The organism is Alteriqipengyuania halimionae, assembly GCF_009827575.1.
GTDB lineage: Bacteria > Pseudomonadota > Alphaproteobacteria > Sphingomonadales > Sphingomonadaceae > Alteriqipengyuania_A > Alteriqipengyuania_A halimionae.
The window spans coordinates 1,155,551-1,180,868 of record NZ_WTYR01000001.1 but is presented as its reverse complement, the minus strand read 5'-3'; the positions used below and the strand labels follow the sequence as shown (position 1 = coordinate 1,180,868).

The window sequence follows — 25,318 nt, the reverse complement described above, 5'->3', positions numbered from 1 at the left end:
CCATGTCCAAACGCACGACCCGTATCTCCGCCGCTGCAAGCCTTGCCTGTCTTGTCGCACTCCCTGCCGCCGCGCAGACGATCGAATCCGATGAGGACGTGACGGTCGAAACGCGGGTTTCGGTCGATAGTGAACGCCCGACTACTCAGCGCCGCGAGATCCGCGTCGTGAGGCTCCGCGATGACGACAGCGATGTCCGGATTTCGCGCGAGATCGACGATGTGGGGAAGGCCGACATTCGCATCGTGACGATGGGCGAAGGAGCGGACCTTTCCGAGGAAGAACTGAAGGCGATCGCCCAGGCCCGGTTGGACGAGCGCGAGATGGTCGTCTTCAGCAAGAAGGAAATGGTCTGCGAAAAGGAGACGACGGGGCAGGTTTCGCTGCGTGTGTGCAGCGAAGCAGGACGCGGCTCCGCGCTCAAGGCGCTGCGCAAGGCGCGCGCCACCGTTGCCGACGATGACGGGATCGACGATTCCCAAAAGGGGCGCGCACTCGCCGCGCTCGATGCGCGGATCGCCGAACTCGAAGCGAAAAGAGCCGAACAGGATTGAGGGGCGTATTCGCGTAGCGACTTCGACCCGGTCCCCACCGCGAAGTCACCCTCATAAAGGGCGGGTGCGACTCCAGCGCATCCGCCCTTTTTCCGTTCTAGAAGCAGCGAACCTCAAGGATATTGCGGTAGTCGTCGGTTACCAGATTGACGCGCTCGCCGTTGAAGTTCTGGTCGAGCGCGGGTGAGCCTCCCTGTGGATAGGCGCGCGCGAGCGGATAATCCTCGAGGATCTCGCTGAACATCTTGTCGGTCAGCATCTGGCCCTTGTAGTCCTGCAGCTTGTCTGCGCCACAATCGGCGTCGGTCACCGTCTCGGGCGTCAATTCAGTACCTGTTTCGGTCGGTTCCGCCGCGGGTTCGGGGGCAGGCTCGGCTTCTTGCGAGCAGGCCACGACGGCAAGTGCGGCTGCAGGTATCGCGGCCAGCGACAGCATAAATTTCATTGGTGTTTCCCTCCCGTTTGGAAGGGCGAGAACTGCCGTGTCTCTGCCGCTCTGTCCAGCAAAAGCATCACCCCGCGCGGATCCGATCGGCCCATGCTTCGACATCGGGCAGATCGGCACAACGCGGCCAATGCGCGGGCGGCTGATGGCGAAACCAGGTGTACTGCCGCTTGGCATAACGACGGGTGGCGAGGGCCCCGGCGGCAACCGTTTCCTCGCGCGTGGCATCGCCGCGCAGCATGGCAGCGATCTCGGGCACGCCGATGGCGCGCATGACCGGCAAATCGGGATCGAGATCGCGGGCGAGCAGGACCTCGACCTCCGCAATCGCGCCATCCTCCAGCATTGCGTCAAAGCGCCGGTCGCAACGTTCGTAGAGCCATTCGCGATCGGGCAGGAGGACCACCGGATGGAGCGAAACGTTGTGTCCGATGCCGCCTTCCTTGCGCTCCTGCCATTGCGACAGCGTCCTGCCGGTCGATCGCACGACTTCGAGCGCGCGCATCGTTCGCGTGCGATCGGCGGGGGCGATGCGGGCCGCAGCGTCGGAATCTTCGTGTTCGAGCGCGACCCGGGCGTCTGCCTGGGGCAGGGCGCGCACCTTTTCCCGGATCGCGGGTTCAATGGCAGGAACAGGAGCGATGCCGTCGAGCAGCGTGCGCATGTAGAGACCCGTCCCGCCGACGAGGATCGGCACCTGGTCCGCGATATGCGCGTTCTCGATCTCGCGCTTCGCCGCCGCCGCCCATTCCGCGGCGGAGCAGGGATTGGCTCCGTCCCACGCGCCGAACAGCCGGTGCGGCACGCCGTCCATCTCCGCCTCGCTCGGGCGGGCGCTGAGGACCGCGAGATCGGCATAGACCTGCGCGCTGTCAGCATTGATCACCACGCCAGGATGGCCGCGATCATCGAGGACTTTGGCCAGGGCGATGCTCAGCCCGGTCTTGCCGCTGGCGGTCGGTCCTGCGATGAGTGCGAGCGGTGGCTTGTCACCGCTCCGTTCCACGCCTCCGGGAGTTTCGTCCTTGCTCATCGCCCGCCTGATAGCAGAACCTGCCACGCTCGAAGCAAGTCTCGAAAGCGCGCTGTCCGCTCTCGCGGCGTGCGACATGCCGGTGGCCGACGCCCGGATGCTCGAACATTGCGGCGAAGTGCTCCAGATAGACCTGCCGCACGGCAAGGCGGCGGACCTGCGCCGCGTGCTCGATGCGCAATTCGGACCGTGCGACCTGCTGGTGTCGGACAATCCGATCGAGGTACCGCGCCTGTTCGTGTCGGACATGGATTCGACCATGATCGGGCAGGAATGTATCGACGAACTCGCCGATTTCGCCGGTTTGAAGGACAAGGTTGCCGCGATCACCGAGCGCGCGATGCGCGGCGAACTCGAATTCGAAAGCGCGTTGCGCGAGCGGGTTGCGCTGCTCCAAGGCTTGTCGGAAGACGCGATTGCGCAATGCCTCACTGAACGGATCGCCCCGTCGCCCGGCGCCCGCGTGCTGGTGGCGACGCTTGCGGCAAAGGGCTGTCGCAGCGTGCTGGTGACCGGCGGATTCCACCAGTTCGCCGATCCGGTCGGGGACATGATCGGCTTCGAACGGGTGGTCGGCAATCGGCTCGCCACGGACGAGGGCCGTTTGACCGGCGACCTGGTCGGAGCGATCAGCGATTCGGGTACCAAGGCGCGCACGCTTGCCGAGGAAAGCGAACACATCGGAGACAATGCGGTCACGCTGGCGATGGGTGACGGCGCGAACGATGTGCCGATGCTGCAGGCGGCGGCCTACGGCATGGCCTATCGCGCCAAGCCGACCGCGCGCGAGCAGGCCGATGGCTGGATCGAGCGCGGCGATCTGACGGCCATGCTCAAGCTGCTCGGCATTCCCGAACGCGAGTGGGTGGCTGGCGAATAGCGCTTTTCACGAGACGTTTGCGGTAGGGGCTTGGAACCGATCGGCTTTTGGATTATATTTACATTAGTGTAAGTAAGAGCGAATGCCATGACCGACCAAAGCCAGCTTCCCCCGCTCGTAGCCCGGGCCGACGCCGCAGAGACTGCGCGCGACGGCACGCTGTTCCGCCACCCGGATCGCGAAAAGCCGCGGATGCGCCCGATCAAGGCGTTCAATCATTTCCGTGCGCTTGTGCGCGACAAGGAGGATACGAGCCAGGTCTTCCACATCTTCGAATCGCTGCCGAGCCGGGACTTCGTGCCGATGGCGCGCGAACTGACGCTGAGCGAGCAGGGCGAACATCTTCGCGCGACCGAAGACTATCTGCCCGCGATCCTCGACGACCACGATACACTGCGCCAACTGCCCGCAGGCACGGTTGCGCATGCCTATTGCGACTTCATGGAGCGCGAGGGCCTGACCGCTGCGGGCCTGGTCGAGGAGCACAACCGGTTCTTCGGCGATCGTCCCAAATACGGCGATCTGATCGAATGGTACGCTTCGCGCCGCCGCGACACGCACGATTTGCTGCATGTTCTGACCGGTTACGGCCGCGATGCGCTCGGTGAACAATGCGTGCTGGCGTTCACCCACGGCCAGAATGGCGGGCTCGGCAATCTCTTCATCGCCTATCTCGGGGCGCTTCAGATCAAGCGTGTTGCGCCCAAGGTCACGCGGGTCAAAGCCCCGGTGCTCAAGGCTGTGCGCGAGGCGCAGCAAATGGGCAAGGGCGCGCCGCGCGTCACCGATATTTCGATCCGCGACCTGCTTGCCATGCCGCTCGACGAGGCCCGCGCCATGCTCCGCATCCCGACCGGCCCGACCGTCTACGACGAATGCCACCGTCTGTGGCGCAGCGACGGGGTGGATCCGTATATCATGATCACCGGCGAAAGCGCGGTGGCGTAGATTGCTGGTTGTGCCTTCGACATCCGTCGAAGGCTTGCGGTACCTACCCCGGAAACCACCCTCAAAGCCAGCTGGCGATCTGCGTCAGCGGCTTCTTCTTCTGCGCATGCCCGGGGACTGTCGCATCGGATGCGGGGTGTCCCACAACCACGATCATCAGCGGCTTTTCCCATTCCGGCCGCCCGCAGATTTCGCGTAGAAATCCCATCGGCGAGGGCGTGTGCGTCAGCGTGGCGAGACCTGCTTCGTGCAGCGTCGCGATCATCATCCCGCAGGCGATGCCGACGCTTTCACTGACGTAGTAGTTCTGCGTCGTCCCATCCTCGTCCATCCCGCCCTTGCGCTGGGCGAAGCAGACGATCAGCCACGGCGCGGTTTCGAGGAAGGGCTTGCTCGCATCGGTCCCGATCGGATCGAGCGCGTCGAGCCATGCTTCGCTGGCCTTGGGCGCATCGCCGTCCTCGCCATAGAAGCGCCGTTCCTCGGCCTCCGCCGCTTCGCGGATCGCGCGCTTCGTCTCGGGCGACGACACCGCGACGAAATGCCAGGGCTGGTGATTGGCCCCGTTGGGCGCGGTACCGGCTGCAGCAATCGCGTTTTCGATGACGGCGCGCGGCACCGGCGTATCGGCAAAGGCGCGGCAGGAATGGCGGGTCTTGAGGCGTTCGAACGCAGCCTTGGCGCGCGCGACCCGCTCATCATCGGAGAGATCCGGCAGGGCGGGGAAGGGGTGGTGCGTTTCGCTCACCGCAAGTCCTTGCGGATCGCGAATTTTACGGCGGACCACACCTCGTCGACCGCGCATGTCTTGGTATCGACGAAGCCGAGCGCCAGGCCTGCGGTGCGCACGTCGTGTTCGTTGATTTCGGACGCGACACCCGATCCCGCCTTGGGCCAACTGACCCAGACCTGCCCATCGGGTGCGAGCACACCGCGCAAGGTTTCGAGTTGACGCTGCAATGCGTCGGCGGTCGTGACGAACACATGCGCTGCATCGAGGCCTTCGCACGGCTCACCCACGAAATGCAGTTCGAGCGCGTATTCGCCGATTTCGTCCTGCACGCTTTCGGGCATGCCGTCGAACCAGCAAGTCTGCCCGTCACGCAAATTGAGCTTTTTCGCCAAGGGCGTATCGGAATATCCTGCCGTCATTTCACACTGTCCAGATTTGCATACCGCAATCGATGCCATCGACGGCGAGATGCCACAAGGCGCCCACACCGAATGCCCGCGCCCACCAGCGCGGGATCAGCAGCAGCGCAGCGTAGACCAGCGCCGCTTCCCAGCCATGCAGCGGGTGAAAGCCGATGCTGCAGCGGTCAGGATCGAAGATGGGCGTGGCCAGCAGGTGATCGAGGTCGATCAAATTCGCCGCCAGCATCACCAGCCCGGCCGATTTCCACCGCTCGCGCCACAGCACCCACGCAATCGCGAAGGGCGCGAGGAAATGGCCCGCATAGTGGATCAGGGGCTGGAGATAGACCATGCGATCCTCCCCGCAATGCGGAGGATCAGCGCTCCATCCAGTCGCGGAAGAAGCTCTGGTGGGCTTCGCGCATATCGTCGAGCGCGGCGCCGAGCAGGCTGTCGCCGCCGACCGTACCCACACGGTGGAAGCCGATCATTTCCGCTTCGGTGCTCTCCGGCCCTTCGGCAACCAGCGCGTTGAACGCGTCGGCCTTGTCGGCGGGCACGGTCACGACATAGCGGGCCTGGTCCTCGCCGAACCACCACTGCGCCTTCGTGTACTTGTCGTTGCGCTGCACCTCGGCACCGACGCCCCCTGCGAGCGCCATTTCAGCCAGGGCGAGGGCGAGACCGCCATCCGATACGTCGTGCACGGCGTTGACCACGCCTTCCTCGATCAGGCGGCGCACGATCTGGCCCGCACCGCGTTCGGCGGCCAGATCGACCGGCGGCGCGCGACCTTCGTCGCGGCCATGCACGATCGAGAGCCACAGCGATTTGCCGAGATGCGAACGGGTGGGATCGGGGCGCGACCAGAATTCCGGCGCCAGCATGTAGATCGCATCGCCTTCGTTCTTGAACGGCATCGTCATCATGCCGGCGTAATCGTCGATCAACCCGACCCCGCCGATCGCGGGAGTCGGCAGGATGGCCGAGCCGCCGCCGGTCGCCTTGCTTTCATTGTAAAGCGAGACATTGCCCGACACGATCGGGAAATCGAGCGCGCGGCAGGCATCGCCCATGCCTTCGAGGGCGTGGACGAACTGGGCCATGATTTCGGGCCGCTGCGGATTGGCGAAGTTGAGGCAATTGGTCACCGCCAGCGGGCGCGCGCCGACCGCACACAGATTGCGCCAGGCCTCGGCAATTGCCTGCTTGCCGCCTTCATAGGGATCGGCATGGACATAGCGCGGGGTGCAATCGGTGCTGATCGCCAGCGCCTTCTTGGTGCCATGGACGCGGACGACGCCCGCATCGCCACCGGTCTGCAGCGTATCGGCGCCGACCTGGCTGTCATACTGCTCGGCGATCCAGCGGCGCGAGGCGCAATTGGGCGAGGCGAGCATTTCGAGCAGGTCCTTGCCCGGATCGGCCGAATCGGGGCGGGCGGCCATCGGCTCGATCCCGGCCCATTCGGTATATTCCTCGCGGCTGAGATAGGGCCGGTCGTATTCGGGCGCATCGGCCGCCAGGGGCCCAAGCGGAATGTCGCAGACGACGTCGCCGCCGAACTCCAGCACCATGTGCTGCGTATCGGTGACTTCGCCGATCACCGCGAAATCGAGCTCCCACTTCTCGAAGATCGCCGCCGCCATCTCTTCCTTGCCGGGCTTGAGGACCATGAGCATTCGCTCCTGGCTCTCGCTCAGCATCATTTCGTAGGGCGTCATGCCTTCTTCGCGGCACGGCACCATGTCCATGTCGAGCCGGATGCCGGCCTTGCCGTTTGTCGCCATTTCGACGCTGGAGGAGGTCAGGCCCGCGGCGCCCATATCCTGGATCGCGACGATCGCGTCGGTCGCCATCAGTTCGAGGCAGGCTTCGATCAGCAGCTTCTCGGTGAACGGATCGCCGACCTGCACGGTGGGGCGCTTGGCCTCGGCATCTTCCTCGAAATCCGCGCTCGCCATGGTCGCGCCGTGGATGCCGTCGCGCCCGGTCTTCGACCCGACATAGACGATCGGATTGCCCACGCCGGTGGCAGCGGAATAGAAGATCTTGTCGGCATCTGCGACGCCCACCGTCATCGCGTTGACGAGGATGTTGCCGTCATAGGCCGGGTTGAAATTGGTCTCGCCGGCGACGGTCGGCACGCCGACGCAATTACCATACCCGCCGATGCCCGCGACCACGCCCTGCACCAGGTGCTTCATCATGGGATGATCGGGCCGTCCGAAGCGCAGCGCATTGGCGTTGGCCACGGGGCGCGCGCCCATCGTGAAAACGTCGCGCAGGATCCCGCCCACGCCGGTCGCCGCACCCTGATATGGCTCGATGTAACTGGGGTGGTTGTGCGACTCCATCTTGAAGATCGCCGCCTGTCCGCCGCCGATATCGATCACGCCGGCATTCTCGCCCGGGCCGCAGATGACCCATTCGGCCTCGGTCGGCAGCTTCTTCAGGTGCAGGCGCGAGCTTTTATACGAGCAATGCTCGGACCACATGACCGAGAAGATGCCCAGCTCTACGAGATTGGGTTCGCGGCCCAGCGCATTGAGCACGCGCTCGTATTCTTCGGGCGAAAGTCCGTGCTGTTCGACGGTTTCAGGGGTGATCGTATCGGAGGTTTTCGGCATGCGCCGCGCCTTAGTCCAAGGGTTGCCGCCTGTCATCTCTCCGCAACGAAAATTCCCCTAGCTCGAAACGCCGAGCCCCACCTGGCTGCGGTGCCAGCGGGTCGAGCCGACCCATGCCGCGAGCAAGGTCGCGATCGCGTAGGACACCAGAGCGGTGATATAGAGCTGCGGTTCGGCAATCACCGGTTGCGGGCCGAACCAGTTGTAGAGCTGGAAGACGAGCAGCACCACTGCGAGGACGATCGGCGGCACCAGCGGCCCCTTGGTGCTGCGGACGTACCACCAGAAGGCGAGGGCGGTGATGCCCAGTTCGAGCGTGATCGCGATCGCCGGATGGTTCCACAGGCCGAGGCCGAGCTTGTGATCGCCGCCTGCCATGGTGAGATCGGGCACGTGGACCAGCCAGTCCACGAACCAGTGCGAGAGCACGACCAGCGCGGCGATCACCGCGCCTGTCGCATTGCGACTCAGCAACAGCACGATCAGTCCGAATACTGCGGCGAACCCGGCCGTGCCCAGCAGGCTATGGGTGATCGGCATGTGATAGAGGTCGAACGGGACCATCTTGCTTGCCGCAGGGTCGATCCGCATCTTTTCGATTCCCACCAGCGCGAGCGTAAAGAACGCCCAGTCGACCAGCTGCGCGGCCACGAACAACGTGCCGAGCTTGGGTGCCTTTTTCGTCGATGCGGCCGCCGCGAGTGCTGGCGCCCAGTGTCCTATAAACATCTATCCCCCTGAAGATTGCATGTGATGACCCGACCTGATGCGCGGTCAGGCAAATTTCTCCACCGCCCAGGTCCCGGCCGCAGCGGCGACTGCCGTCGCGAACGCGCCCCATGCGATATCGGCGACGGTCACAGTGGTCGACCACTGCTTGAGCACGGCCTGGCTGGTGAGATCGTAGGTCGCATAGGCCAGCGCTCCCAGAAGCGCGCCGTTCAGCGCTGCCGCGCCAATTCCGTCGACCATGCCGGGATGCACCGCGAACCACACCATCCCGGCGATGTAGATCAGGTAGAACGCGATGGCGGGCGCGGCATGGAAACTCTCGGCCAGAATGTCGCCGAGACGGGGACGGTAGAAATTTGGGCCGGCCCAGCGCAGCCACAGCGCGTCGAGAACGCCGAAGGCGAGCGCGCAGCCAAGATAGGCGACAATCCACTTCATCCTGTACTCCCCTGTCGCGCGCATGCTTGACCCGCCACCCGCGCCCCGTCAATGCTGCCGCGCGATGGCAGAGGACAAAACCGACATTTCCGCAATGAGCTTCGAGGACGCGCTGCGCGCGCTCGAAGACGTGGTGCGCAAACTCGAGGGCGGCGAAGTGCCGCTCGACGAATCGATCACGCTGTATGAGCGAGGCGAGAAATTGCGCGCGCATTGCCAGAAACGGCTCGATTCGGCGCAGGCCCGGATCGACAAGATCGTCACCGATGCGCAGGGCCGCGCCTCGGGCACCGTGCCGCTGGACGCGAATTGATCCGCCCCCCGATGCACGCCGCGGCCGCCAACGACACCCTGCTGAAAGACGCGCTCGAAGAGATTCAGAGCGATGTCGACAGAGGCTTCGACGGGTTCCTGCCCGTGCCCGACGATCAGCGCGCACGACTGGTCGAAGCGATGCGCTATGCCGCGATCGGCGGGGGCAAGCGTCTGCGTCCGTTGCTCGTTTCCGCTACCGCGAAACTGTTTCAGGTGCCGCGCGCCACCGCCTTGCGTGCCGGGATCGCGGTCGAGGCGATCCATGTCTATTCTCTGATCCACGACGATCTGCCGTGCATGGATGACGATGCCCTGCGCCATGGGAAACCGACCCTGCACAAGGCCTTCGACGAAGCGACCGCGGTGCTGGCGGGGGATTCGCTTCATGCGTTGGCGTTCGAAATCCTTTCGAGCCCGAACATGACCGGCGATCCCTTCACCCGCGCCGAACTGGTCGCCGCGCTGGCCAAGGCGAGCGGACATGAGGGCATGGCCGGCGGCCAGATCATGGATATGGTGGCCGAGGAAGAGAGCGAGGACTTCGACCTTCCGACCATCACCCGACTGCAACAACTGAAAACCGGCGCCTTGCTCGGCGCATCGGTGGAGCTCGGCGCAATCCTGGGTCGCGTGGCCCCCGAAGGCCGCACGCATCTGCATGGCTATGCTCGCGACATCGGCCTAGCTTTCCAGATCGCCGACGACTTGCTCGACATCGAAGGCGACGAAGAACTGGCCGGCAAGGCGCTGAGGAAAGACGCGGACGCGGGCAAGGCCACCTTCCTCTCGCTGCTCGGCCCCGAACGCGCCCGCGAACAGGCTCGCATGCTGGTCGACCAGGCGATTGCGCACCTGTCGAGCTATGGCGATGAAGCCGACCTGCTCCGCGCTATCGCGCGGTATATCGTGGAAAGGGACCGGTAATGAGCGCCAGCGAGCAAGAACGCATCGGCATCTATCCCGGGACGTTCGATCCCATCACCCTCGGCCATGCGGATATTATCCGGCGCGGCAGCAAGCTGGTCGATCGGCTGATCCTGGGCGTCACCACCAATCCTTCGAAGAATCCGATGTTCTCGCCCGACGAGCGCATCGCGATGGTCGAGCGCGAAGTGGCGGCAATGGGGCTCGAAAACATCGAGGTGGTCGGCTTCAACGCACTGCTGATGAAGTTTGCCAACAAGATGAACGCCTCGATGATCATCCGCGGTCTGCGGGCGGTGGCGGATTTCGAGTACGAATACCAGATGGCCGGCATGAACCAGCAGATCGACGAGGAAATCGAGACGGTGTTCCTGATGGCCGATGTCTCGCTGCAACCGATCGCCTCCAAGCTGGTCAAGGAAATCGCCCTGTTCGGCGGCGATATCACCCCGTTCGTCAGCGAGGCTGTGAAGGCCGATGTGCTGGCCAAGGTGGCCGATATCGGTCAGCTGGGCGATTACTGACGGCCAGCGGCGTCATCCACACCGTTCATTGCCCTGCAAGCGAAGGGCGGGTAAGGCGCGGTCAGACATTTCCGCTACAGAGATACGATACATGATCCGCAAGCTGCTTTGCGCAACTGCCGCGCTGACGATGTTCGCCACCCCGCTGATGGCCCAGGATGCCGACGCGCCGGTCGATTCCGACGTCGCAACCGATGCATCCGCCGAAGCGAGCGACACTCGCCTGCCGATCAGCCGCCAGCTCGATCCGGTGGTGAACCCCAATATGAGCGTCGATCGCGAGAATATCTGGCTGCTGGATCTGTCGAATGGCGGCCGCGTCGCGATCCGTCTCAAGCCCGACTGGGCGCCCGAACATGTCGAGCGGATCAAGACGCTGACCTTGCAGGGTTTCTATAACGGCACCCCGTTCCACCGCGTGATCGAAGGCTTCATGGCGCAAGGCGGCGACCCGACCGGGACGGGCACGGGCGGCTCGCAGCTTCCTGACCTGCAGGCCGAGTTCAACTCGCTGCCGCACCTTCGCGGGTCGGTCTCGATGGCGCGCGCGGGGGAAGAGGACAGTGCCAACAGCCAGTTCTTCATCGTCTATACGCCGACCTTCCTGCTTGATCGCAAGTACACCAATTTCGGTCGCGTGATCGGCGGCATGCAATATGTCGACGAAATCAATCGGGGCGAACCGCCGGCCGATCCCACGACGATCGTTCAGGCCAGTATCGCGACCCAGAACCTCGCGCGTCCGATCCCCCAACCCCCGCTGCCCGCGGCCACGCCGGTCGAGGAGGAAGTGACCGACGCCGATATCCTCGGGAATTGATGTCTCAGGTTCTCGGCTTCGGCGCGGACCTCTTCAGAAAAAGCGCCGGGTAGAGGGAGCTCCCGCCTGCGCGAGGGCACTGTTACAAAAGCCATGCGCGTCTCCGATTTCGATTTCGACCTTCCGCCCGAACTGATCGCGCTGCGCCCCGCGCGGCCGCGCGATTCGGCGCGCATGCTGGTGGTGGAAGGCGATGCTCCCTTCACCGATCGCACCGTGCGCGATCTGCCCGACCTGCTGCGCGAAGGCGATGTGCTGGTGTTCAACGACACTCGCGTCATTCCCGCCCAGCTCGAAGGCCGGCGCGGGGAAGCGAAGATCGGCGCGACGCTGCACAAGCGGATCGATCTGCGCCGCTGGCAGGCCTTCATTCGCAACGCCAAGCGCGTGCGCGAAGGAGACCAGCTGGTATTCGGCGGCGGCGTGACTGCAATCGCCGAGGCGCGGCATGCCGATGGCAGCCTGACGCTCGCATTCGAGGGCGAAGAGCCGGTCGAAATCCTTCTCGAACGCGCGGGCACAATGCCCCTGCCGCCCTATATCGCGGGCAAGCGGGCCACCGACGCGCAGGACCGCGCGGACTACCAGACCATGTTCGCGGCCGAGGATGGCGCGGTCGCCGCGCCCACCGCAGCGCTGCACTTCACCGACGACCTGGTCGCCGCGCTCGACGCGAAAGGCGTGCGGCGTGAGACGATCACGCTGCATGTCGGGGCGGGGACCTTCCTGCCGGTAAAGGCCGAAAATACCGACGATCACGTGATGCATTCCGAATGGGGCCGGATCGACGCGGCAACCGCCGACCGCCTCAATGCCGGACGGGCTGCGGGTGGCCGGATCATCGCGGTCGGCACCACCAGCTTGCGCACGCTCGAAAGCGCGGCTGCTACAGACGGTACGATCCAGCCCTTCGTCGCCGATACCGACATCTTCATCACCCCGGGCTATCGCTTCCGTGCGGTCGACGGGCTGATGACCAATTTCCACCTGCCCAAATCGACGCTGGTGATGCTGGTCAGTGCGCTGATGGGGCGCGAGCGGATAATGGACGTTTATGCCCACGCGATCGCGGAAGGCTATCGTTTCTACAGTTACGGGGACAGCTCGCTGCTCATCCCCTAGCACCGCTTGTCTGGACGCGCCGGGCGCGGCATAGCGCGCAGCGATGGAGATGCAGGCGAGGCAAAGGGGAACGGCGCTGACCGCGCGTTCGCGCGCTTTCGAGCGCAAGCCCGGCCTGCTGGCCCGGCTTTTCGCCCCGGCCTTCGACACCATGCTCGACCGGATCGACCGTGCGCTCGTGTCCGGCACGATCCACGGCAAATTGCCCGACGGTTCGCCACGCATTCTCGGCGGACATGCCCCCGGCTTCGAATGCACGTTCGAGCTCAGGAGCTGGAACGCGCTGGTACGCATCGCCACCAACGGATCGGTCGGGCTGTATCAGGCCTGGGAAGCGGGCGAGTGGTGGAGCCCCGATCCGGTGCCGCTGTGCGCCCTGTTCATGCAACATGCCGAGCGGTTGGGCGACACGGCGCGCGCCAAGGGGCCGTTCCGCCACCTGCTCAAGCTTGCCCATGTCTTCAATCGCAATTCGCACGAGGGCGCGCGCCGCAATATCAAGGCGCATTACGATCTCGGCAACGATTTCTACAGCGCCTGGCTCGATCCCTCGATGGCCTATTCGAGCGGATTGGGAGAGGGCGATCTCAATGCGCTGCAGGCACGCAAGTTTGCCGCACTCGCCGATCGCCTCGACCTATCGGGCGGGGAGCGCGTGCTCGAAATCGGTTGCGGATGGGGCGCGCTGGCCGATCATGTCGCCGAAGCCCATAGCGCGCATGTCACCGGGATCAGCCTTTCGGACGAACAGCTTGCCTGGGGCAGGGCGCATTGGGATCCGGCGCCCGGCAGTCTCGATCTGCGACATCAGGATTACCGCGACGTCGACGAGCAATTCGACGCGATCATGTCGTGCGAAATGGTCGAGGCGTTGGGCCGCGAATACTGGCCGACCTTCATGGATTGCATTGCGCGCAATCTGAAGCAGGGCGGCCGCGCGGCGATCCAGTATATCTCGATGCGCGACGACTTGTTCGACGATTATGCCAAGAGCGCCGATTTCATCCAGGCATATATCTTCCCGGGCGGACTGCTGATCCGGACCAGCGAATTCCGTGCGCTGGCCGAGGAACGCGGGCTCAGCTGGCACGACCAGGCCGATTTCGGGCAGGACTATGCCGAAACGCTGAAGCTGTGGCGCGAGAGGTTCGACGAAGCGGTCGAGCAGGGCCGCCTCCCTGCCGGCTTCGACGAGGAATTCGTTCGCCTGTGGCGCTTCTATCTGATGTATTGCGAGGGTGGGTTCCGCGGCGGCGGGATCGATGTCCACCAAGTCACGCTGACAAGGAAATGACGATGCGGAAGTTCACTGTTTCGATTGCGGCGCTGGCGATGGCGCTGTCCGCCTGTGCCCCGTCAGGCGATTTCAACGCCGCGGCCAGCGCGCAGGCGCCCGGCGACGTGGTGCAATCGACCCCGACAGTCGCCGCTTCTCAGGAAGATGGCGGGCCCCTGTTCTGGGACAGCGACACGCGTTCCGAACGCTTCCGCGCGATGGAGGATTATTTCGCCGGGCTCGAAGTCTCACCCGCCGCGTCGCCCCGCCAGCTCGCCAAGGGGGCACCGTTCGATGACGCAACCCGCGCCGCGATCGACGCTTATCTCGCCGACCACGGTACCGCAGGGATCATGGTGCTGCAGGACGGCAAGGTCCGGTACGAAGATTATGCGCTCGGCATGAAACCGACCGATCGCTGGACGAGCTTCTCGGTCGCCAAGAGCTTCACCTCGACCCTGCTGGGCGCGGCGATCAAGGATGGCAAGATCGATATCGACGCGCTGGTGACGACCTACGTCCCCGAACTCAAGGGCACGGCCTACGAGCTGGTAACCGTTGGACAGGTCGCGACCATGACCAGCGGCGTCGCCTGGAACGAGGATTATACCGACCCGGAAAGCGACGTGGCGCAGATGCTCAACATCGCCCCGGTCGAAGGCGAATCGCAGGTGGTCACCTATGCCCGCACACTGAAGACGGAAGCTGCGCCGGGAACCAAATGGGTTTATAAGACGCTGGAAACGAACCTTCTCGGCCTGATCGTCGAAGAGGCCGTCGGCATGCCGCTGGCCGCTTATGCGCGTGACAAGATCGTCGACCCGGCGGGATTCGCCGGGCGTCTGTTCTGGATGCAGGATCTGACCGGCGGCAATATCGGTGGCTGCTGCCTTTCGGTGCGCCTGTCGGATTACGCGCGCTTCGGCCAGTTCGTCCTCGAAGGCGGCCACGGTGTGGTGCCGAACGACTGGTTCACCGATGCCTCGACGCCGGCGACCGAGTTCGGCGGCGGCTACGGATATGGCTATCAGTGGTGGGTCTATCCCAACGGCTACGGCGCGCAGGGCATTTTCGGCCAGTCGATTACGCTGGTGCCGGAACAGGACCTGGTGGTCGCGATCGTCTCGAACTGGTCGCAGGCGACCGGCAACGAACCCAAGGCTGCACGCGCGAAGCTGATGGCGCAGATCGCCGCAGGCGCTGCAAAGTAAGGCCGTCGCCCCTGCCTTGCGCGGGGGCGACCGCTTATGCGCGCCTTATGCGCGCGAAGTGTAGCGCGAGATGATGTTGTCGTGGACGATCGAGCTCAAGAGCTGATCGAACGCGCAGCCGACCAGGCAATCGCGCCACCACACGACTTCCCCTTGGAGCGATTCGAGCCCCGGTAGCGTGAGCCAGCACACGGTGCCGGGATGGACCCGGCTCACCGCGGCGGCCGAGAAGCCGGCCAGCGAGAGATCGTGCACCACGGTCTCGAAGCGACGAGAGCCCGACATACGCAGGCTTGCAGGGATATCGACACGCGTGCGCGGTGCGCAGCGATCTTCCTGCGCAATCTGCTCGTACCGTCCTTGGACGCCCTTGGCGTGGCTATCGATCATCGTCTGCTCCGGTGATTTTTGCCGCTTTCGCGCGACCCCAAAGCCAGATGATAGTGATGTTAGCCTTTCACGCGGCTGATCAATCGGAGTTAACGACCGTCCGGCTGCCGCTCTCGAAATCGGAGGCGAGCAGGTTAACCAATTCTTCCGCGACGACTTCCGGCCCCTTGAGAGTGGCGGGGTCTTCGCCGGGATACGCCTTCGCCCGCATCCGCGTGCGCGTACGCCCCGGGTCGATCACCGCGACCCGCACCGAACGGGTGAGCTTGGCGGTTTCCTGGGCATAGCTCTGGAGCAGGTTTTCCATCGCCGCCTTGGTCGAGGCGTAGGCGCTCCAATAGGCGCGCGGTTCGGCGCCGACCGAACTGGTGAGGCCGACCACGCGGCCATCTTCGGCCTTTTTGAGCAGCGAATCGAAATGCCCGATCAACGCCTGCGTGGCGAGAATGTTGAGCGTGATCGCCTTGCCGAACTCCTTCTGGTCGATGTCGTTTACCGGCGACAGCATCGGCAGGTAGGCGGCATTGATCACCAGCATGTCGAGCTTGCCCCAGCGTTCGGCGATCGAATGGGCGAGCAACCCGATCGAATTGGCCTCGGCCAGGTCGAGCGGCGCGATCGTCGCGCTGCCCCCGGCGGCGTGAATCTTTTCCTCGACGTCTTCGAGCGTCTTGGCATCGCGCGCGGTGAGGACGACGTGCGCGCCTTCGGCGGCGAGGGCGATCGCGGTGGCGGCACCGATACCCCGGCTCGCACCGGTCACCAGCGCCAGCTGGCCTTCGAATTTCTTGCTCAAGCGACTTTTCCTACGGGAAGCGACAGCTGCGGGTCCTCGCGATCGGTAGCGTCGGTCAGCGTGGTCGGATAATCGCCCGAGAAGCAGGCATCGCAGAATTGGGGACAGGCATTGTTCCGCTTTTCCGCCCCGACCGCTCGGTAGAGACCGTCGATCGAGATGAAGGCGAGGCTGTCGGCGTGGATGAACTCGCGCATCGGCTCGACTTCCATCTGGGCAGCCAGAAGTTTTGATCGCTCGGGCGTGTCGACGCCGTAATAGCAGCTATGCGCGGTGGGCGGGCTGGCGACGCGGAAATGGACTTCCTTCGCGCCCGCATCGCGCATCATCTGCACGATCTTGAGGCTGGTGGTGCCGCGCACGATCGAATCGTCGATCAGTACGATTCGCTTGCCTTCCACGAGGCGACGATTGGCGTTGTGCTTGCGCTTCACCGAGGAATGGCGGTTGGCATCGCCGGGCTGGATGAAAGTGCGCCCGACATAGTGCGACCGGATGATGCCGAGCTCGAACGGGATGCCGCTTTCCTGGGCATAGCCGATCGCCGCAGGCACGCCGCTATCGGGCACCGGGATCACGAGATCGGCCTCGACCGGCTTCTCGCGCGCCAGCTCGACGCCGATTTCCTTGCGCGCTTCATAGACCGAGCGGCCGGCGAACACGCTGTCGGGGCGCGAGAAATAGACGTGCTCGAAGATGCACGGGCGCGGGTTCTGCGCGATGAAGGGGCGGTGGCTCTTCATTTTGCCGTCGAGCGTGATCTCGATCATTTCACCCGGATCGACTTCGCGTTCGAATTCGGCCCCGATCACGTCGAGCGCGACACTTTCGGATGCAAAGACGTAGCCATCGCCCATCCGGCCCATCACCAGCGGTCGCACGCCGAGCGGATCGCGGCAGGCGATCATGCCATTGGGGGTCATCACGATCAGCGCATAGGCACCCTCCACGAGGCGCAGCGCATCGACCAGCCGCTCGAGCGTCGAAGGATAGCGACTCGTTGCGACGAGGTGGATGATCACCTCGGTGTCGGAGGTCGACTGGAAGATCGCCCCGTTCTTGACCAGGTCGCGGCGGAGGTGGAGCGAGTTCGAGATATTGCCGTTATGCGCCACTGCAAAGCCGCCTGCGGCGAGCTCTGCATAGAGCGGCTGCACATTGCGCAGGCCCGAACCGCCGGTGGTCGAATAACGCACATGCCCGGCCGCCATGCTGCCGGGCAGCTGGGCGATATCCTCGGCCGCAGAAAAGTTCTCGACCACATGGCCGAGCCCGCGGCGGGCGTAGAATTCCTGCCCGTCGAAGCTGACGAGCCCGGCGGCTTCCTGTCCACGATGCTGGAGCGCGTGAAGGCCGAGCGCCGTGGTTGCCGCGGCATCGTCCAGCGCGATCGCGCCGAAAACACCGCATTCCTCGTGCAACGTGTCGCCGTCGCTTTCGAAGGGGTGGGGTAGGTCCATGCCCGTCGGTTGCCTGCCTTGAATTGTGATTGAGCGCGCCGCAGCCAATGGCGATGTTGCAAGATGATTACAAGGGGAGTGGGGTGAGTTGTTGCGCGTTAATGACGGGCGCTCTAGGGCAACGCTTCAACGCCGCATGAGACGACGCACTTGATCTTATCCCCTTTCGAATGGACCGTGGCCAAGCGCTACATGGTGCCCGGACGCAGCGAGGCGTTCATCACGCTGGTCGGGGCGATCAGCCTCGTCGCGGTGATGCTCGGCGTGGCTGCGCTGATTATCGTGATGAGCGTGATGAACGGCTTCCGCGCCGAATTGCTCGACAAGATCGTCGGACTCAATGGTCATGCGATCGTCCAGAGCTACGACGGCAAGATGACCGATTGGCGCGAGATCGTGAAGGAAGCGCGCGAAACCCCGGGCGTGGTCCGCGCAACGCCGCTGATCGAAATGCCGCTCGCGGCGAGCCATCGGGGGATGCTGCGCGGCATTCTGGTGCGCGGCAACGCGCCCGAGGATCTCAAGCGGCTCGAACCGAACGTGATTCTCGGCGATCTGTCGCGCTTGCAACCGGACGAGCGCAATGTCGCGATCGGTGCGCGCCTGGCCGAGAACCTCGGCGTACGGGTCGGATCGACGATCACCATTACCAATCCGGAAGGGCGCGCGACACCCTTCGGCACCGTGCCGCGACAGATCGGCTACGAAGTCGTCGCGATTATCGAAGTGGGCGTGCATCAGTATGACGAATTGTTCGTCGTCATGCCGATGGAACAGGCGCAGACCCTGTTGATGCTCGGCGATGCGGTCAACAATATCGAAATCAAGACTACCGACCCCGAGACGGTGCAGACCACGCTGCAACCGCTGGCCGACCGGCTGCGCGGACGCGCGGTGGTGACCGACTGGAAACAGATCAATTCGGCGCTGTTCAGCGCGCTCGCGGTAGAGCGGGTGGCGATGTTCATCGTGCTCTCGATCATCGTGCTGGTGGCGGTGTTCAACATTCTTTCCAGCCTGATCATGCTGGTCCGCGCCAAGACCCGCGACATCGCGATCATGCGGACGATGGGCGCCAGCCGCAAATCGATGATCAAGATCTTCGTGACTGCCGGCTTCGTGATCGGCGCTCTGGGCACCGGGGCGGGCGTGGTGCTCGGTTTCGTATTCCTGCAATTCCGCCAGGCGATCGTGCGCGGGATCGAATTCGTGCTCGGCGTGAACCTGTGGGACCCGGAAGTGCGCTTCCTCACTGAATTGCCGAGCCGAACCGATCCGGGCGAAGTGATCGGGATCGTCGTCATGGCGCTCGTCTTCAGTTTCCTCGCCACGCTCTATCCGGCGTGGAAGGCGGCGAGCACCGATCCGGTGCAGGTGCTGCGTTATGAATAGTGGAGCTGAAAACACGATCGCTCCGGTCGTCGCGCTAAAAGGCGTTACCCGCAGCTTCGAGCAGGGCGGGGTGACGATCGACGTGCTGCGCGGGGTCGACTTGGCGATCATGCCGGGCGAGATCGTCGCGCTGCTCGGCCCCTCGGGCTCGGGCAAGTCGACCATGTTGCAAGCCATCGGCCTGCTCGAAGGCGGGTTCGGCGGACATATCGGGATCGCCGGGACGGCGGCGGAAAAGCTCGATGCGGCGGGCCGCACAGCGCTGCGCCGCGATCATCTCGGCTTCGTCTACCAGTTTCACCACCTGCTGCCCGATTTCAATGCACTCGAAAACGTGATGATGCCGCAGCTGGTCCGCGGTGCGAACGATGCCGAAGCTTCGGCGAGGGCGAACGACCTCCTGACCGCGCTCGGCCTCGGTGCGCGGCTTGATCACCGGCCGAGCCAGCTTTCGGGCGGTGAGCAGCAGCGCGTCGCGGTCGCCCGTGGGCTCGCCAACCGGCCCGAACTGGTGCTGGCCGACGAGCCGACCGGCAATCTCGACGAACACACCGCCGACAAGGTGCTCGACGAATTCCTGCGCCTCGTGCGCGGAGAGGGCAGCGCGGCGCTGATCGCGACCCATAACGAGCGGCTCGCGGCCAAGATGGACCGGGTGGTCCGCCTCAACGAAGGCAAGCTCGGTTAGAATTTTGCATTGAAACCGACCCGCCGGAGCGGCGTTGGTCGGGTGAAAGGACACAACAGACATGACCGACCATCCGACGACTTTCAAAGCCGAGCCCGCCGATCTCGAGGATCCCGATTGGGACGATCGCGCGACGCTCTACAAGATCGACGAGGGCCAAGGCCTGCTCGGCGGTTTCGACGGGCTGCGCCGCGGTACGCTGGGCGAACTGGTGCGCTTCGTCATGACGCTGCCCGAAAGCGATCGCCACGAATACGCGATCCAGGAATCGGGCGACAAGCGCTTCGGCCCGGCGGAAATCGCCGCGCTCGCGGCGCATGAGAATTTCCCCGCCGAGGGCGACGACGCGTGACCACGATCGCCGATTTCACCGTCACGACCAATGGCGGTGAGAAGCTCGATCTGGGCGAGAAGCAGGGCAAGGTCCTGCTGATCGTCAACACCGCGAGCAAATGCGGTTTCACCCCGCAATATCGTGGCCTGCAATCGCTGCAGGACAAATATGCCGAGCGCGGCTTCGAAGTCCTCGGCTTCCCGTCGAACCAGTTCGGCGCGCAGGAGCCGGGATCGAACGAGGAAATCGCCGAGTTCTGCTCGCTCAATTACGACGTCACCTTCCCGCTGATGGCGAAGGTGGACGTCAATGGCGACGATGCCGCGCCGCTCTATAAATGGCTTCGCGAAGAGGCGAAGGGCCTGATGGGCACGACCTCGATCAAGTGGAACTTCACCAAGTTCCTGGTGAATCGCGAAGGCCAAGTGGTGAAGCGCTATCCGCCGACCACCAATCCGGGCGATATTGCCGACGATGTCGAAGAACTGCTCTAGCGCATGATCGCCGAAATCGACGCCTGGTTCCAGTCGCTCGGAGCGGAATACGGCGTGAATCCGTATATTTTCGGCGGCATCTATGTCGGCGCGATCCCGTTTTTCCTGCTCAGCATCGCCTGGCTGGTGCGGCGCGCGCGGGCCGGACAATCGACCGTGCTGCCCACCATGGTGGCGGGGTTCTTCTTCGTGTCGGCCTATCTCTATCTCGCGATTGCGGGGCGCAACATCCCTGTATGGGTGTGGATCTTCCTCGCCGTGCTGATCCTCTACGGCGCATGGTCGACCGTGCGCGACACACGCAGGAAGATCGCCGCCGACACGCCTCCGGACTGATGATCGCTTCCGGAGAATAGTCCGGGCGCGATAGTTATGTGGACATGGGGTGGATAGCCGCATAGTTATGTGGACATGGGGTGGATAGCCGCGCTGGCCACCTTTCAATCCCGACGCCGCGCCCGCATATTGACCCAATGCCCCATGCCCGTTTCGTTCCGCTGCGCGTCTTCTCGAGCTACTCGATGCTCGAAGGGGCGATCGATCCCAAGGCGATGGCGAAACTGGCCAAGGAGCGCGGCTTTCCTGCCATTGCGATGTGCGACCGCAACGGGCTGTTTGGCGCGGTCGCCTTTGCAGCGGCGTGCCGGGGCGAAGGGATCCAGCCGATCATCGGTACACTGCTGGGCGTCGCGCGCGACAAAAGCGGAGAGCGCGTCGATTACGTTCCGCTCTATGCCAAGGACGAGGCTGGCTGGCTGAGCCTGTGCGCGCTGGTCTCTGCCGCGCATCTCGATCGTCCGCTGCATCAGGATCCGCATGTCACGCTCGAAACGCTGGCCGATCATTCGCAGGGCCTGATCGCGCTGACCGGTGCGGGCGAGGGCGCGATGGCGCGCTTGCTTGCCGCCGGGCAGGACAGCCACGCCGAGGCCTATTGCGACCGGCTGCAGGCGATCTTCGGCGATCGGCTCTATATCGAAATCGCCCGCGGCACGTCCGAGGAAGCCGACGCCGCCGAGGCCAAGCTGATCGATCTAGCCTATGTGCGCGACCTGCCGCTGGTCGGAACCAATCCCGCCCAATTCGCCGAGCCGGGTTTTGCCCGCGCGCACGACGCGATGCTCTGCATCGCCAATTCGACCCATATCGAGGCCGAAGAGCGCAAGCGCACCAATCCCGAGGCTTTCGTGAAAACCGAAGGGCTTATGCGCGACCTGTTCGCCGACCTGCCAGAGGCGATCGCCAACACCATGGTCGTGGCCCAGCGGTGCGCCTACGCCCCGCCGATGCGCAAGCCGATCCTGCCCAGCCTTGCCGGCGATCTCGAAGGCGAGGCCAGGATGCTGGCCGAGGATGCGCGCAAGGGGCTGGAAAAGCGTCTTGAGCCCTATGGCGAACTCTCCGCCGAAGAGCGCAAGACCTATGACGACCGGCTCGATTACGAAGTCGGGATCATCAACCAGATGGGTTTTCCCGGCTACTTCCTGATCGTGGCCGATTTCATCAAATGGGCCAAGGACCACGACATTCCGGTGGGGCCGGGCCGTGGTTCGGGCGCGGGCTCGCTGGTGGCCTGGGCGCTGACGATCACGGATCTCGACCCGATCCGGCTTGGCCTGCTGTTCGAGCGCTTCCTCAACCCCGAACGCGTCTCGATGCCCGACTTCGATATCGACTTCTGCGAAACCCGTCGCGGCGAAGTGATCCGCTACGTGCAGGAGCGCTATGGCCACGACAAGGTCGCGCAGATCATCACCTTCGGCAAGATGAAGGCCCGCGCGGTGCTGCGCGATTGCGGGCGCATCATGCAGATGGGCTACAACCGCGTCGACGCGCTGTGCAAGATGGTGCCCAACCACCCGACCGACCCGTGGACGCTCGACCGCGCGCTGAACGGTGCAAAGGATTTCCGCGCCGCCTACGACAACGACAACGAGGTGAAGCGACTGGTCGATCTGGCGGTGCAGCTCGAGGGACTGCCCCGCAATTCCTCGACCCATGCGGCGGGCGTGGTGATCGGCGATCGTCCGCTGGCCGAGCTCGTCCCGCTCTATCGCGATCCGCGTTCGGACATGCCGGTGACGCAATTCGACATGAAGCATGTCGAAAGCTCCGGCCTGGTGAAGTTCGACTTTCTCGGCCTGAAGACGCTGTCGGTGCTCAAGAAGGCGACCGACCTGCTCGAAGAGCGCGGGATCACGATCGATCTCTCGACCCTCGCATGGGACGATCCGGCGGTTTACGACCTGCTCAAGCGCGGCGACACCGTGGGCGTGTTCCAGCTCGAATCGGAAGGCATGCGGCGCACGCTGACGGCGGTGAAGCCGACCAAGTTCGAGGATATCATCGCGCTGGTCTCGCTCTATCGCCCGGGCCCGATGGACAACATCCCGCTGTTCGGCAAGCGCAAGGCGGGCGAAGTCGAAATCGAATATCCGCACGAGAAGCTGAAAGGCATTCTCGAGGAAACCTACGGTATCTTCGTCTACCAGGAACAGGTCATGCAGGCCGCGCAGATCCTAGCGGGCTATTCGCTCGGCGATGCCGATTTGCTGCGCCGCGCGATGGGCAAGAAGGTGCAGTCCGAAATGGACGCCCAGCGCCAGCGTTTCGTCGAAGGCTGCAAGGAAATCTCGGGCATCGAAAAGGCCAAGGCCAACGAGCTGTTCGACTTGATCGACAAGTTCGCCGGCTACGGGTTCAACAAGTCGCACGCCGCCGCCTATGCACTGCTCGCCTACCAGACCGCATGGCTCAAGGCGCATTACCCGGAAGAATTCTACGCCGCCTCGATGCGGTTCGACATGCACCAGTCGGAAAAGCTGGGCGTGTTCGTCGACGATATGCGCAAGAACGCGATCGCGCTGGCGGGGCCGGACGTGAATTCGTCGCGCGCCGATTTCTCGGTCCAGCCGGTCGATGACGGGTATCAGGTCCGATATGCGCTTGCCGGTCTCCGCAATGTCGGCGGCAAGGCGATGGAAGCGCTGGTGGCCGAGCGCCGCAATGCAGGCGCCTTTTCCGATCTCGACGACTTCACCCGCCGCATCCCGCATGGCGCGCTCAACCGCCGCCTGCTCGAAGCGCTGATCGCGGGCGGGGCGCTCGATTCGATCGATCCCGATCGCGGCAAGCTGTTCGCCAATGTCGAGCTGATCCTCGGCGCCGCCGAAGCCAGCGCGCGCGAGCGCGACAGCGGACAGACCGGGCTGTTCGGCGGCGAGGATTCGCCGGCCGAAAGCGGGCTGCGGCTCAAGGATGCCGAACCGTGGAGCCGCGCCGAAGCGATGCAGAAGGAGAAGGAGACCTTCGGCTTCTTCTTCTCGGCCCACCCGGTGCAGCAGTTCAAGGACGTCGCCTCTGCACAAGGCGCACGGCCTTATGCCAGCCTGATGGAGCCCGGCATGGCGGGCGCGACCGGCCGCCGTCCCGCAACGATCGCGGCGATGGTCGAAGGCGTCAATCGCGGCCGCACGCGCCGCGGCAAGGATTTCGTGCGCTGCGATTTCTCCGATACGTCGGGCCAGTTCAGCGCCGCGTGTTTCGAGGAATCGCTAGTCGAGCCGTTCCAGAAATGGGCCAAGGACGGCACCTGCGTGCTGCTCAATGTGGAGCTCGATTCGCCCAATCCTGACGAGCCCCCACGCGTCACCGTGCGCGGTGCGCGTCCGCTGAGCGATGTGAGCGGTAGCGTGGCGATGCTGCTGTCGTTCGAACTGGTGAGCGAGGAAGCGCTGCCCGCGCTGGGCGATCTGGCACGCGGCGGCAATGGCGAGATCGAACTGACCGTCCGTCCGCCCGGTGGCCGCGCGGTGACGATGCACCTCGGCCGCGACTTCATGCTCGACGGCGATCTCGCCGAACGGCTCACCGATGTGCCCGGCATCGAAAAGGTCGAACTGCGGCCGCGACGGGGCGGGGCCCATCTCAGGCTGGTTGCATGACGCAGCCGGGCGTCGACGATCTGACCGACAAGGAAAAGGAAGCCCTGCGCCTCCTGCTCGCGGGTCACGACGCCAAATCGAGCGCCGCCGAACTCGATCTCTCGGTCCACACGATCAACGACCGGCTGCGCAATGCGCGCCGCAAACTGGGTGTGTCGAGCAGCCGTGAGGCCGCAAGAATCTTGGGGGATATCGAGGGGGAGACACCCCAAAATCCTGCGCACACAGGTTTCGGGATGGGCGCGGACATACCGGCCGACGATACTGCAGTCCTCACCAACCAAAGCCGTGCCGGGGCATCCCGCTCCATCTGGCTCGCAGGAGGAATGCTCGTTATGTCTATCTTTATTGCCGCCGCCATCATCGGCCTCACCTTCACCGGTGGCGACGACGCCGTGACCCCCACCAGCACAGCATCGGCGCCCGTCACCAAACAACGCAAAGACGCGGCCAAACCGGCCTCCTACAATCGCGCCATGGCTTTTCTCGCCGAAGTGGATGCCGGAGATTGGCAAGGTAGTTACGACACCGCCGGGAATGCGCTGCGTGCGCAAAGCACGCTCGAGGAATGGGTCGAAAACGTCGTGCCGGTCCGCGCGCCGCTGGGCGAGGTCGAAAACCGTCGTCTCTCGTCCGTCGAGCGGGTCGGGGCCATGCCCGGACAACCAAGCGGCGAGACCGAAGTCCTGCAATTCTCGACGCAGTTCGAGGGTCACGAAGGTCGTGCCGTCGAAACCGTGGTGATGGTAATGGGCCAGGCGGGCTGGGAAGTCAGCCTTTATTTCGTCACCTGAGATATCGAACCGGCACGGGGGGGCGGCGGGCTTCGGCCTT

At 64.3% G+C, this 25,318-nt stretch carries 28 protein-coding genes; 17 read left to right on the top strand and 11 right to left on the bottom strand.

All coding sequences use genetic code 11. The annotated features are described in order from the left end of the window. Nucleotides 1-2 precede the first annotated feature (2 nt). Nucleotides 3-554 (top strand): hypothetical protein, encoded by a 552-nt coding sequence (locus tag GRI68_RS05775; RefSeq protein WP_160616365.1) that lies wholly within the window; start codon nt 3-5, stop codon nt 552-554. A gap of 97 nt (nt 555-651) precedes the next feature. Here GRI68_RS05775 and GRI68_RS05770 read toward each other — a convergent pair whose 3' ends face one another. Continuing rightward, entirely contained in the window at nt 652-999 is a 348-nt protein-coding gene (locus tag GRI68_RS05770; protein ID WP_160616364.1) for a hypothetical protein, read from the bottom strand. Nucleotides 1,000-1,066: 67 nt separating this feature from the next. Continuing rightward, the gene (gene miaA, locus GRI68_RS05765) at nt 1,067-2,032 is read right to left on the bottom strand and encodes a tRNA (adenosine(37)-N6)-dimethylallyltransferase MiaA (protein WP_160616363.1); all 966 of its coding nucleotides are present in this window, start codon (nt 2,030-2,032) and stop codon (nt 1,067-1,069) included. On the opposite strand from miaA, the gene serB reads away from it, so the two are divergent. Together serB and GRI68_RS05755 are read left to right on the top strand one after the other, a co-directional pair. Further along, on the top strand, nt 2,025-2,912 hold the full coding sequence (gene serB, locus GRI68_RS05760) for a phosphoserine phosphatase SerB (protein ID WP_234028723.1): 888 nt from the start codon (nt 2,025-2,027) through the stop codon (nt 2,910-2,912). The two genes, miaA and serB, sit on opposite strands and share 8 nt — an antisense overlap. A gap of 87 nt (nt 2,913-2,999) precedes the next feature. Beyond that, nucleotides 3,000-3,860 (top strand): Coq4 family protein, encoded by an 861-nt coding sequence (locus GRI68_RS05755; RefSeq protein WP_160616361.1) that lies wholly within the window; start codon nt 3,000-3,002, stop codon nt 3,858-3,860. Between the two features lie 61 nt (nt 3,861-3,921). On the opposite strand, the gene GRI68_RS05750 is transcribed toward GRI68_RS05755, so the two are convergent. From GRI68_RS05750 to GRI68_RS05725, 6 genes are read right to left on the bottom strand one after another with little or no spacing between them, the layout of a single operon-like run. Further along, nucleotides 3,922-4,608 carry a nitroreductase family protein gene (locus GRI68_RS05750; RefSeq protein ID WP_325063764.1) on the bottom strand — a complete coding sequence of 229 codons (687 nt, stop codon included), beginning with the start codon at nt 4,606-4,608 and terminating at the stop codon, nt 3,922-3,924. Then, a complete protein-coding gene (locus GRI68_RS05745; protein WP_160616359.1) occupies nt 4,605-5,012 on the bottom strand; it encodes a DUF3052 family protein in 408 nt (135 codons plus the stop codon). The genes GRI68_RS05750 and GRI68_RS05745 overlap by 4 nt, the downstream gene beginning before the upstream one ends. 1 nt (nt 5,013) lies before the next feature. After that, nucleotides 5,014-5,346, bottom strand: coding sequence for a DUF6122 family protein (locus GRI68_RS05740; protein ID WP_160616358.1), 333 nt, complete (start codon nt 5,344-5,346; stop codon nt 5,014-5,016). 25 nt (nt 5,347-5,371) lie between these two features. After that, entirely contained in the window at nt 5,372-7,624 is a 2,253-nt protein-coding gene (gene purL, locus GRI68_RS05735; protein WP_160616357.1) for a phosphoribosylformylglycinamidine synthase subunit PurL, read from the bottom strand. A gap of 57 nt (nt 7,625-7,681) precedes the next feature. Beyond that, the gene (locus GRI68_RS05730; RefSeq protein WP_160616356.1) at nt 7,682-8,353 is read right to left on the bottom strand and encodes a hypothetical protein; all 672 of its coding nucleotides are present in this window, start codon (nt 8,351-8,353) and stop codon (nt 7,682-7,684) included. A gap of 45 nt (nt 8,354-8,398) precedes the next feature. Continuing rightward, nucleotides 8,399-8,794, bottom strand: a complete 396-nt coding sequence (locus GRI68_RS05725; RefSeq protein ID WP_160616355.1) for a DUF2177 family protein — start codon at nt 8,792-8,794, stop codon at nt 8,399-8,401. Nucleotides 8,795-8,858: 64 nt separating this feature from the next. Between GRI68_RS05725 and GRI68_RS05720 the strand changes: the two genes are divergently transcribed. The 7 genes from GRI68_RS05720 (at nt 8,859) to GRI68_RS05690 (ending at nt 14,986) form a co-directional block, all read left to right on the top strand. Further along, nucleotides 8,859-9,107, top strand: a complete 249-nt coding sequence (locus GRI68_RS05720; RefSeq protein ID WP_160616354.1) for an exodeoxyribonuclease VII small subunit — start codon at nt 8,859-8,861, stop codon at nt 9,105-9,107. Nucleotides 9,108-9,118: 11 nt separating this feature from the next. Continuing rightward, complete coding sequence (locus GRI68_RS05715) at nt 9,119-10,033, top strand: polyprenyl synthetase family protein (RefSeq protein ID WP_160616353.1); 915 nt, start codon at nt 9,119-9,121, stop codon at nt 10,031-10,033. After that, complete coding sequence (coaD, locus tag GRI68_RS05710; RefSeq protein WP_160616352.1) at nt 10,033-10,557, top strand: pantetheine-phosphate adenylyltransferase; 525 nt, start codon at nt 10,033-10,035, stop codon at nt 10,555-10,557. The genes GRI68_RS05715 and coaD overlap by 1 nt, the downstream gene beginning before the upstream one ends. A gap of 91 nt (nt 10,558-10,648) precedes the next feature. Further along, nucleotides 10,649-11,377, top strand: a complete 729-nt coding sequence (locus tag GRI68_RS05705) for a peptidylprolyl isomerase (RefSeq protein WP_160616351.1) — start codon at nt 10,649-10,651, stop codon at nt 11,375-11,377. Between the two features lie 93 nt (nt 11,378-11,470). Beyond that, nucleotides 11,471-12,499 carry a tRNA preQ1(34) S-adenosylmethionine ribosyltransferase-isomerase QueA gene (gene queA / locus GRI68_RS05700; RefSeq protein ID WP_160616350.1) on the top strand — a complete coding sequence of 343 codons (1,029 nt, stop codon included), beginning with the start codon at nt 11,471-11,473 and terminating at the stop codon, nt 12,497-12,499. A gap of 43 nt (nt 12,500-12,542) precedes the next feature. After that, complete coding sequence (locus GRI68_RS05695) at nt 12,543-13,793, top strand: SAM-dependent methyltransferase (protein ID WP_160616349.1); 1,251 nt, start codon at nt 12,543-12,545, stop codon at nt 13,791-13,793. A 2-nt stretch (nt 13,794-13,795) separates the two neighbouring features. After that, a complete protein-coding gene (locus GRI68_RS05690) occupies nt 13,796-14,986 on the top strand; it encodes a serine hydrolase domain-containing protein (RefSeq protein ID WP_160616348.1) in 1,191 nt (396 codons plus the stop codon). A 45-nt stretch (nt 14,987-15,031) separates the two neighbouring features. Here the strand turns inward: GRI68_RS05690 and GRI68_RS05685 are convergent, their stop codons facing one another. The 3 genes from GRI68_RS05685 to purF form a co-directional block, all read right to left on the bottom strand. Then, nucleotides 15,032-15,376: a PilZ domain-containing protein gene (locus tag GRI68_RS05685; RefSeq protein ID WP_160616347.1), complete on the bottom strand. Its 345-nt coding sequence runs from the start codon at nt 15,374-15,376 to the stop codon at nt 15,032-15,034. Between the two features lie 79 nt (nt 15,377-15,455). Next, complete coding sequence (locus GRI68_RS05680; RefSeq protein ID WP_160616346.1) at nt 15,456-16,172, bottom strand: SDR family NAD(P)-dependent oxidoreductase; 717 nt, start codon at nt 16,170-16,172, stop codon at nt 15,456-15,458. Continuing rightward, the gene (gene purF, locus GRI68_RS05675) at nt 16,169-17,632 is read right to left on the bottom strand and encodes an amidophosphoribosyltransferase (RefSeq protein WP_160616345.1); all 1,464 of its coding nucleotides are present in this window, start codon (nt 17,630-17,632) and stop codon (nt 16,169-16,171) included. Before purF ends, GRI68_RS05680 begins: the two co-directional genes overlap by 4 nt. A 150-nt stretch (nt 17,633-17,782) precedes the next feature. On the opposite strand from purF, the gene GRI68_RS05670 reads away from it, so the two are divergent. The 7 genes from GRI68_RS05670 (at nt 17,783) to GRI68_RS05640 (ending at nt 25,278) form a co-directional block, all read left to right on the top strand. Continuing rightward, the gene (locus tag GRI68_RS05670) at nt 17,783-19,024 is read left to right on the top strand and encodes a lipoprotein-releasing ABC transporter permease subunit (RefSeq protein WP_160616344.1); all 1,242 of its coding nucleotides are present in this window, start codon (nt 17,783-17,785) and stop codon (nt 19,022-19,024) included. Continuing rightward, nucleotides 19,017-19,712 carry an ABC transporter ATP-binding protein gene (locus tag GRI68_RS05665; RefSeq protein WP_160616343.1) on the top strand — a complete coding sequence of 232 codons (696 nt, stop codon included), beginning with the start codon at nt 19,017-19,019 and terminating at the stop codon, nt 19,710-19,712. The genes GRI68_RS05670 and GRI68_RS05665 overlap by 8 nt, the downstream gene beginning before the upstream one ends. A 61-nt stretch (nt 19,713-19,773) precedes the next feature. After that, on the top strand, nt 19,774-20,064 hold the full coding sequence (locus GRI68_RS05660; protein ID WP_160616342.1) for a hypothetical protein: 291 nt from the start codon (nt 19,774-19,776) through the stop codon (nt 20,062-20,064). Continuing rightward, the gene (locus GRI68_RS05655; protein ID WP_160616341.1) at nt 20,061-20,540 is read left to right on the top strand and encodes a glutathione peroxidase; all 480 of its coding nucleotides are present in this window, start codon (nt 20,061-20,063) and stop codon (nt 20,538-20,540) included. The genes GRI68_RS05660 and GRI68_RS05655 overlap by 4 nt, the downstream gene beginning before the upstream one ends. A 3-nt stretch (nt 20,541-20,543) precedes the next feature. After that, on the top strand, nt 20,544-20,876 hold the full coding sequence (locus tag GRI68_RS05650; protein ID WP_160616340.1) for a hypothetical protein: 333 nt from the start codon (nt 20,544-20,546) through the stop codon (nt 20,874-20,876). Between the two features lie 137 nt (nt 20,877-21,013). Then, complete coding sequence (dnaE, locus tag GRI68_RS05645) at nt 21,014-24,484, top strand: DNA polymerase III subunit alpha (RefSeq protein WP_160616339.1); 3,471 nt, start codon at nt 21,014-21,016, stop codon at nt 24,482-24,484. Next, the gene (locus GRI68_RS05640) at nt 24,481-25,278 is read left to right on the top strand and encodes a helix-turn-helix domain-containing protein (protein ID WP_160616338.1); all 798 of its coding nucleotides are present in this window, start codon (nt 24,481-24,483) and stop codon (nt 25,276-25,278) included. Before dnaE ends, GRI68_RS05640 begins: the two co-directional genes overlap by 4 nt. Nucleotides 25,279-25,318: the final 40 nt, after the last annotated feature.

Coding starts and splice junctions, on each gene's coding strand:
- GRI68_RS05775 (WP_160616365.1), top strand. CDS start 3: ATGTCCAAACGCACGACCCGTATCTCCGCCGCTGCAAGCCTTGCCTGT.
- coaD (WP_160616352.1), top strand. CDS start 10,033: ATGAGCGCCAGCGAGCAAGAACGCATCGGCATCTATCCCGGGACGTTC.
- GRI68_RS05755 (WP_160616361.1), top strand. CDS start 3,000: ATGACCGACCAAAGCCAGCTTCCCCCGCTCGTAGCCCGGGCCGACGCC.
- GRI68_RS05640 (WP_160616338.1), top strand. CDS start 24,481: ATGACGCAGCCGGGCGTCGACGATCTGACCGACAAGGAAAAGGAAGCC.
- queA (WP_160616350.1), top strand. CDS start 11,471: ATGCGCGTCTCCGATTTCGATTTCGACCTTCCGCCCGAACTGATCGCG.
- GRI68_RS05690 (WP_160616348.1), top strand. CDS start 13,796: ATGCGGAAGTTCACTGTTTCGATTGCGGCGCTGGCGATGGCGCTGTCC.
- purL (WP_160616357.1), bottom strand. CDS start 7,624: ATGCCGAAAACCTCCGATACGATCACCCCTGAAACCGTCGAACAGCAC.
- GRI68_RS05685 (WP_160616347.1), bottom strand. CDS start 15,376: ATGATCGATAGCCACGCCAAGGGCGTCCAAGGACGGTACGAGCAGATT.
- GRI68_RS05730 (WP_160616356.1), bottom strand. CDS start 8,353: ATGTTTATAGGACACTGGGCGCCAGCACTCGCGGCGGCCGCATCGACG.
- purF (WP_160616345.1), bottom strand. CDS start 17,632: ATGGACCTACCCCACCCCTTCGAAAGCGACGGCGACACGTTGCACGAG.
- GRI68_RS05745 (WP_160616359.1), bottom strand. CDS start 5,012: ATGACGGCAGGATATTCCGATACGCCCTTGGCGAAAAAGCTCAATTTG.
- GRI68_RS05650 (WP_160616340.1), top strand. CDS start 20,544: ATGATCGCCGAAATCGACGCCTGGTTCCAGTCGCTCGGAGCGGAATAC.
- GRI68_RS05715 (WP_160616353.1), top strand. CDS start 9,119: ATGCACGCCGCGGCCGCCAACGACACCCTGCTGAAAGACGCGCTCGAA.
- GRI68_RS05695 (WP_160616349.1), top strand. CDS start 12,543: ATGGAGATGCAGGCGAGGCAAAGGGGAACGGCGCTGACCGCGCGTTCG.
- miaA (WP_160616363.1), bottom strand. CDS start 2,032: ATGAGCAAGGACGAAACTCCCGGAGGCGTGGAACGGAGCGGTGACAAG.
- GRI68_RS05770 (WP_160616364.1), bottom strand. CDS start 999: ATGAAATTTATGCTGTCGCTGGCCGCGATACCTGCAGCCGCACTTGCC.
- dnaE (WP_160616339.1), top strand. CDS start 21,014: ATGCCCCATGCCCGTTTCGTTCCGCTGCGCGTCTTCTCGAGCTACTCG.
- GRI68_RS05725 (WP_160616355.1), bottom strand. CDS start 8,794: ATGAAGTGGATTGTCGCCTATCTTGGCTGCGCGCTCGCCTTCGGCGTT.
- GRI68_RS05740 (WP_160616358.1), bottom strand. CDS start 5,346: ATGGTCTATCTCCAGCCCCTGATCCACTATGCGGGCCATTTCCTCGCG.
- GRI68_RS05660 (WP_160616342.1), top strand. CDS start 19,774: ATGACCGACCATCCGACGACTTTCAAAGCCGAGCCCGCCGATCTCGAG.
- GRI68_RS05665 (WP_160616343.1), top strand. CDS start 19,017: ATGAATAGTGGAGCTGAAAACACGATCGCTCCGGTCGTCGCGCTAAAA.
- GRI68_RS05705 (WP_160616351.1), top strand. CDS start 10,649: ATGATCCGCAAGCTGCTTTGCGCAACTGCCGCGCTGACGATGTTCGCC.
- GRI68_RS05720 (WP_160616354.1), top strand. CDS start 8,859: ATGGCAGAGGACAAAACCGACATTTCCGCAATGAGCTTCGAGGACGCG.